Consider the following 6,801-nt stretch of genomic DNA (forward strand, 5'->3'; position numbering starts at 1 on the left):
GCCCGCCCACTGCCGGGTTCGGCGACACCGTCAGGCTGGCTTGCAGGGCCGCGTCGGTGCGGGTAGCCAGGGCCGTGCCATTGTAGCGAAGAGCGCCGCCCTGCAGCTGCGTGCCGTTGATGAGCAGGGCGCTCGACCAGCCCGCGCTGCTGCTCACAAACTCCGTCACCAAGTGGTTGTTCGTGGCTTCGATTGCTACCCAGGTCAGGCCGTTATCGCGCGAATACGACGAGCCCGCGTCGCCGTTGCCGAGGTCGGTGCCGGTCGAGACATACTGCGTGGTGCCCGGCACCGCGCTCAGCCCAACGCCGTGTAGCGGGCCCGTGTAGGTCACCGGCGTCCAGGTAGTCCCGCCATCGGCGGTGCTGAAAATCTTGTGCTTGGTAGTAGCCGTGTTGGCGACTACCAGCAGGCCGTTTTGCGCGTCGCGGAATACCAGCGTGCCCAGGTTGATTTGTCCGGCAGGCGTGGTTACTACGGTCCAGGTCAGGCCCTTATCGGTGGAGTGAAATACGCGCCCGGTCACGGTCGCAAACCAGATGTGGTTGCCAATGGCGGCCGGAGGCGAACCCACCGGGAACTCGTTGGACTGGGCCGTGGGTGGGTTGGCTACCGGCGTCCAGGTGGTGCCGCCGTTGGTGGTGGTGTACATCTCCATGGCCCCGTTTGAGGCGGTGGTGGGGTCGCCCACGGTCACGCCCTCGGTAGCCGAGAAGAAGTGAATCATGTCGGGGTAGCTGTCGGCATTGCCGTACACGGTGCTGCTGCTCTGCACCGTCCAGGTCTGGCCGCCGTCGGTGGTACGCAGGATGCGGCCCCCAACGCCAAAATTGGCCGTGGTGGCCCAGGCCGTAGTCGCATTCACGGCCGACATGGCCGTAAAGTCCTCCTCATCAGCCGTATTAACCGGCAGGTTGCTGACCGTCCAGGTCTGGCCGGCATTCACCGTGAGTGCAACCTGGGGCTGCACATACTGGCCGGCAATCATGCCGTTGCCCACCGTCCAGGCCGTATTGGCGTCGATGGCGTCGAGGTAGTACGGGATAGAGGTTCCGGTTGCGAAGGTGATGGGTTGGCTCACCCATTGCGCCTGGGCGCTGAGGCCCGTCAAACACAGCCCAAGGCACGTTAGAAGAAGTTTGTTCATAGAAAATGATTGAAAGAGAAAGGAGAACTAATGAGGCCGCAAGGTAGCAGCGAAAAAAGTCGTTAGCCGTATTGCGCGCGCTATTTCGGGGCTGTCTGCACCATCTGCGAGAAGCTGCGGGCCGCGTTGGTGAACTCCGACGGCACCAGCACTACGGTGGTGGTATTGTTGTCGATGCCAATTTCCGAGAGCATCTGCATGCGGCGCAGCTCCAGGGCAATGGGGCTTTCCTCCATCTGTTTGGCGCCCTGGGTGAGCTTGATGGATGCCTCCAGTTCGGCTTCGGCCTTGATGATGCGGGCGCGCTTTTCGCGAATAGCCTCGGCCTCGCGCGCCATGGCCCGCTGCATAGATTCCGGAATTTCCACGTCCTTGATTTCGACCAGCTCAATCTTCACGCCCCAGTTTTCGGTGGCCGCGTCCACAATCTGCATCAGCGAGGCGTTGATGGCGGCGCGCTCGCGCAACACCTCGTCGAGCTGGTGCTGCCCGATGATGTTGCGCAGCGCCGTAACCGACAGCTGGTAGACCGCCTGGTTGAAATTGGCCACCTTAATGATGGCATCGGCCGGGTTCACCACCCGAAACCATAGCACGGCATTCACTTTAATGGTGACGCTGTCCTTGGTAATGGTTTCCTGCTGCTCCAAATCCACAGTTTTGGTGCGCACGTCGATGGTTTGCTGGCGCTCGATAAATGGGATTATCCAGTACAGCCCCGGCCCGCGCAGCCCCGTGAACCGGCCCAGCCGAAACACCAGCGCCCGCTCATACTCCTGCGCCACGCGAATACCGGTAAGGAGGAGGACCACAATAACGAGGAGAATAATGGACAGCGACATGGTGGGTTGGGGTTGGTGGGGTTTTGCAAGGTGTATCGCGGCTAGTTGGTGGGCATTACACCAAGGCCAGTCGTACTTGTTTGCCGCTTAGTCGCCCCAGCAGCAAGCTACCCTTTTGGGGGCACGGAACAGAATTGGCGTGCCACTTACTGAAGCCCGGTTGCCAGCGGCATCAACGGCTTCGAAGCGAATAGTATATTCTTCTTCTGATTTAAACCGGACGTTGCCGCTACAGGTAAACCAGCCAATGGATAATTGATTCTGCCACGGACGCAAATAGGCGGCGACTGAATCTCCGGTGCTGAGGTGCCGGATGGTTGCTTTTATAAGGTATTGAGAGCTGTCGCGTAACGGATTAGAAAACGATACATAATTCTCAATGCCTTCGCTGTTAGCCTCGTATTTTTTCTGCTGTATAACCGGCGTATTCACCCAGCGCGGGGCCGCCACATCGGGGACCAAACTTGTTTTCCAGCGGTACGCGGTAGCACGTTTCTGGCCGGGAGCTAAGCGACCGGGGCGAAATAGATGGGATAAATTCTCATTGTCCCTAAATGCCCGCAGCTCGTATTCCGCGTCCGGGAGCAGCGGCCGGCTGGGAGTAAGCAGTACCTGTGTGTATGACACACCACCCCCGACTTCGGTAACAGTTGCCCGGTCAAATACGCGCAAATCAACAGAGTCGTGAGCCGACCACAGATATGCGTGAATTCCACTGCCAAACTGCTGCAGCCAGCTCGCTTGTGACTGCGCGCCTCCTAAACCGTTGCCGGTAAGCAAAAACACCTGCCGGGTTTGAATAGCCTCGGCCTGAGCTGGCCAGACGCTTATCCAAGGAGAATAGTCACATTGTGCCCATACTCCGGAAGGAATCAGCATCAGCCAGGCAATTGCCAGACGCCCGCGAATCAGTTGCTTGAAGACAAAGCTATTACGCATCAGGTGATTGTGTGTGAGCTGGCCTCGCTTATTCGCAGGCAGACCAGAGAAACCCAAATTGCGGAGTATTGAAAGGCAGCCCCGGCAGGGCGACATTCGCCGGACGAGTGTCGCCCCGCCGGGGCTTTAAAATCCGGCTTTTAACGGGGCTTTCTATCAATATGTCGCACCGCTGGGGCTGCCTTTCAAAACGTTGTAACTTGAATTAGAGAATACCTACCGCCCCACCACCGGCAGCACGGCCACGCTTTCGTGCCCGGCGGCATCCACGCTCACCACGCCGAAAATAAAATTGTCTTTGCTGATGGACAGGTCGGCTTTGGTGTCGGTCACGGGGAAGCGCTGCTGCCACTGCGGGGCACTGGTTTCGCGCACCAGCACCACGTAGCCGCTGGGCTTGGGGCCGTCGGCGGGCGCCTGCCAGCGCAGCTCGGTGCGGTTGGTGAGGTTGGCGGTGAGGACTTCGACCTTGGCGGGAGCGGCGGGAGCCAGAGCCAGGCTGGCCATGGTGGCCAGGTTCACGCCGGCGTTGCGGCGCAGGTAGGCATAGTCGACGCCCTCGGGGGTGTCGCCGTAGGCGCGGCCTTTTTCGGTGCGCAGGTCTTGGTGCTGGTGGGTGAAGTCCTCGTTCATCTCGGTGAAGCGGACGGCGGCAAAGCCCTGCTGGTTGAAGGGCGTGTGGTCGCCGCCGCGCAGAAACCGGTCGGGCCGGTACTCGATGGTAACCTGGTGGCCGCGGCCGTAAAGCTGGGCCATGCGGGCAGCATAGCGGGCCAGCTGGCGGCTGGGCGCGTCGTTTTCGGAGCTGAGCTGGCGGCGGATTTTGGCTTGCTCGGGCGTTTCGGTGGCCGGCACGCCCTCGCTGAACACGCGCAGGTGCTTGTCGTCGTTGATTTCGGGGTCGAAGCCGTGGGAGTTGCCCACGATGTCGTTGTTGAGCATGGCAATCAGGTTCCAGCCTTCTTTTTTGGCCCGCTCGGCCAGGTGGCCCGAGCCGTAAAGGCCCTGCTCTTCGCCCTGCACGGCCACGAACTTGAGGGTGCACGGAAACTTCTGGCCGGCCAGCACGCGGGCCAGTTCCATCACCAGCACGGTGCCCGAGCCGTCGTCGTCGGCGCCGGGCGCGTCGGCGGTGGCGTTCATCACGTCGCTCACCCGCGAGTCGATGTGGCCGCTGACGAGGATGACGCGGGTATCGGTCGGGTCGGTGCCGGGCAGGGTGGCCAGCACGTTGGCCATGAGCACGGGCTTGTTGATGCGGCGGCCGTCGGGCTTGATGGTGAAGGTGTCCATCTCGACGGTCATGCGGCCGCCGCCGGCCTTGCTGTACTTCAGGAATTCGTCGCGCACCCAGTTGCGGGCCGCGCCGATGCCGCGGGTGGGGCTCTGCGTGTCGCTCAGGGTGTGGCGCGTGCCGAAGGAAACGAGCTTGCGGATGTCGGCTTCTAGGTTTTTGGCCGAGATTTCATCCACGAGCTTTTGGATGGTGGGGTCGGCCGGGGGCAGGAGCGGGGCAGGCTTTTGGGCAATGGCGGCGAAGGGCGCAAGGGCCAGGACGATAGCGGCGAATTTCATAAGGGGAAGGTAGGGGAAGAAAGCGACTCCCCTCCTTACCAAGGAGGGGATGTTTGGCTGAAAGCCAAACGGGGGTGGTTATGGGCGTCTGCGCGTTTGGGCGGAATCCGTTCCAACCGGCGCGCACGCCATAACCACCCCCGTTTTCGCTGGCGCGAAAACATCCCCTCCTTGGTAAGGAGGGGAGTTTATTGTTCTGCTACTTGCGGTAAAACGGCTCGATGGAGCGGAAATATGGGTTCACGCCTTCTTCCGATTCCAGATTCAGCAGCATGAGGTCGATGAACTGGTAGGCTTCGGTTTTGCCTTCTAGCACGGGGCCGAGTTCCTGCATGAAGCTCGGGTCGGGGTTGCTGCTCACCAGACCCAGCAGCAGGCGGGGTACTTCGGGGTTGGTGGCTACCTGCATCTGGGCCAGGTAAGCGGCTTCGATGTAGTGCTGGCCGGCAGCCCAGGCGGCTACGGCATCGGCCACGGCCTGGGGCAACTCGGCGGGCTGGCTGAGCATCACCTGGGCGTCGCCGCCGGCGGGCGAGAGCGGGCCGGTGAGCTGGCCGGCGAGCAGGGCCGCCAATTCGTCTTTGGGCAGGAGTTTGCCGGCGGGCGAGAAGGGGTTCAGCACGCAGTCCTGGCCCTGAATCATGTTGAAGAAGGCGTGGCCGGGGATGCGCACGTAGCTCACGGGGCCGTTGTCGATGCCACCGTCGGTGAGGCGGGCGGGCGAGCTGAAGATGGGCAGCTTGCCGTCGTTGAGCACCTGGAGCTGGATTTCCTGGCCTTCGTTCAGCGTTACTTCGCCGGGCTCAATGCCTTCCATCGGGGCCAGAATCATCAGGATTTCTTCCTGCAGCAGCGCCTGGTAGAAGGCGGGGCGGGCCTGCTCCTCGGTGGCGGCCATCAGCAGCAACTGCTCCAGCACGTTTTCGGGCTGGAAGGGCAGGGGCTGCGGTTCGGGCACCTGGTAGGTGGGCACGGCGGGCTCGGGCTCGACGGGAGCCGTGAACTTGGCGCCCTGGTAGCGAGGGCCGGCCGGCTTGTCGGCCGCCGGGGCGGCGTTGGGAGTAGCGGGGGCAGGAGTGGCCGGCGTTTCGTCGGCGGGTTTGTTTTTGAGGAAGTCGAACAGGCCCATAGGGAATTCAGATAGCAAGTGGATTGGGGCGCAAGCTACGGCAGAAAATGGGTTTTGGGTGCGGGAGAAGGTGGGTTGTGGCGGGAATAGAACGGAAAAAAGCACGTCATGCTGAGCGGCGGCGCGGCGGCGCTCAGCATGACGTGCTTTCAACTAAAATGCAGCCAGTCTTACCGGCACTTATCGAGCTGGGCCTGCACCTGGCTGATGGTGCGGGGGGCGGCCTCGTTGCCCCAGTGGCTTTCGATGTAGTTGAGTAGGTTGGTGAGCTGGGCGGGGCTGAGGCCCTTGTTGCTGGGCATCACGTTGTGGTAGCCGATGCCGTTCACTACAATCACCTCGTTCTGACCGTTGCGCAGCAGGCAGGCCAGCTCGGCGCGGTGGTCGGCGAGGTAGTCGGAGCCGGCCAGCGGCGGGATGAGGCGCTCGAGGCCCTGGCCCTGGTCGCCGTGGCAGCTGGCGCAGTGCTGGGCGTAGAGCTTCTCGCCCTGGTGGCGGTTGTTGCTGAAGCAGCCGGTGAGGCCGAGCAGCAGCAGGCCGGGGAGCAGGCGGCGGAGGGGCATGGGTGGATAGGGGATAGGTAGTACGGAATCAGGGTATAAGGAACGTCATGCTGAGCATTCCGCAAATCAAGCGGCGTGCTCAGCATGACGTTCTATTACCGCCCGGCCACACCCTTTTTGCGAGCGTCAATTTCGGCCAGCAGCAGGGGGATTTCGGCTTTGAGGCGGGCGACTTCAGCGGCGTTCATGCCGTCGTAGGCGCCGCGGATGTAGCCGCGGTCGTCGATGAGGGCGAGGGTGCCGTTGTGGGCCAGGCCGCCGGGCGACTGCTGGTCGGGCATGACGCCGGTGAGGAAGCGGTTGGCCAGGGCGAAGGTCTGGGCGCGGTCGCCGAGGGTGGCGAAGTGCCAGCGGTTGGGGTCCTTCACTCCCAGGCGCTCGGCGTAGTCGTGCAGCACGGCGGTGGTGTCGTGGGCCGGGTCGATGGTGATGGACAGGAAACCCAGGCGCGCATCGGTAGGGTAGAGCTTGAACACCGACAGCATCTCACTCTGCAGCTTGGGGCAGATGCCGGGGCAGGTGGCAAAGAAGAAGTCGGCGAGGTAGGCGCGGCCGGCGAAGGTGGCGTTGCTGACGGGCTGGCCGGCCTGGTCGCGCAGGGCGAAG

Annotated in this window: 7 protein-coding genes; all 7 read right to left on the reverse strand. The window is 62.5% G+C overall.

The genetic code is table 11. The features are described 5' to 3' along the window. Nucleotides 1-1,147 (reverse strand): WD40/YVTN/BNR-like repeat-containing protein (locus tag ACYVDE_RS11385; protein ID WP_460501663.1); only part of this gene is annotated, 1,147 nt, incomplete at its 3' end. A gap of 80 nt (nt 1,148-1,227) precedes the next feature. Then, nucleotides 1,228-1,989 carry a slipin family protein gene (locus tag ACYVDE_RS11390; protein WP_460501664.1) on the reverse strand — a complete coding sequence of 254 codons (762 nt, stop codon included), beginning with the start codon at nt 1,987-1,989 and terminating at the stop codon, nt 1,228-1,230. 87 nt (nt 1,990-2,076) lie between these two features. Beyond that, nucleotides 2,077-2,928, reverse strand: coding sequence for an Ig-like domain-containing protein (locus tag ACYVDE_RS11395; RefSeq protein ID WP_460501666.1), 852 nt, complete (start codon nt 2,926-2,928; stop codon nt 2,077-2,079). A 216-nt stretch (nt 2,929-3,144) separates the two neighbouring features. Next, nucleotides 3,145-4,503 (reverse strand): zinc-binding metallopeptidase family protein, encoded by a 1,359-nt coding sequence (locus tag ACYVDE_RS11400; protein WP_460501667.1) that lies wholly within the window; start codon nt 4,501-4,503, stop codon nt 3,145-3,147. 199 nt (nt 4,504-4,702) lie between these two features. Then, on the reverse strand, nt 4,703-5,632 hold the full coding sequence (locus ACYVDE_RS11405; RefSeq protein ID WP_460501668.1) for an enhanced serine sensitivity protein SseB C-terminal domain-containing protein: 930 nt from the start codon (nt 5,630-5,632) through the stop codon (nt 4,703-4,705). Nucleotides 5,633-5,802: 170 nt separating this feature from the next. Next, complete coding sequence (locus ACYVDE_RS11410) at nt 5,803-6,195, reverse strand: c-type cytochrome (RefSeq protein ID WP_460501669.1); 393 nt, start codon at nt 6,193-6,195, stop codon at nt 5,803-5,805. Between the two features lie 95 nt (nt 6,196-6,290). Then, nucleotides 6,291-6,801 (reverse strand): SCO family protein (locus tag ACYVDE_RS11415; protein WP_460501670.1); only part of this gene is annotated, 511 nt, incomplete at its 5' end.

The organism is Hymenobacter agri, assembly GCF_054778495.1.

What these genes read in the sequence shown, in the direction of transcription:
- ACYVDE_RS11390 (WP_460501664.1), bottom strand. Translation starts at nt 1,989, where the DNA reads ATGTCGCTGTCCATTATTCTCCTCGTTATTGTGGTCCTCCTCCTTACC.
- ACYVDE_RS11395 (WP_460501666.1), bottom strand. Translation starts at nt 2,928, where the DNA reads ATGCGTAATAGCTTTGTCTTCAAGCAACTGATTCGCGGGCGTCTGGCA.
- ACYVDE_RS11405 (WP_460501668.1), bottom strand. Translation starts at nt 5,632, where the DNA reads ATGGGCCTGTTCGACTTCCTCAAAAACAAACCCGCCGACGAAACGCCG.
- ACYVDE_RS11400 (WP_460501667.1), bottom strand. Translation starts at nt 4,503, where the DNA reads ATGAAATTCGCCGCTATCGTCCTGGCCCTTGCGCCCTTCGCCGCCATT.
- ACYVDE_RS11410 (WP_460501669.1), bottom strand. Translation starts at nt 6,195, where the DNA reads ATGCCCCTCCGCCGCCTGCTCCCCGGCCTGCTGCTGCTCGGCCTCACC.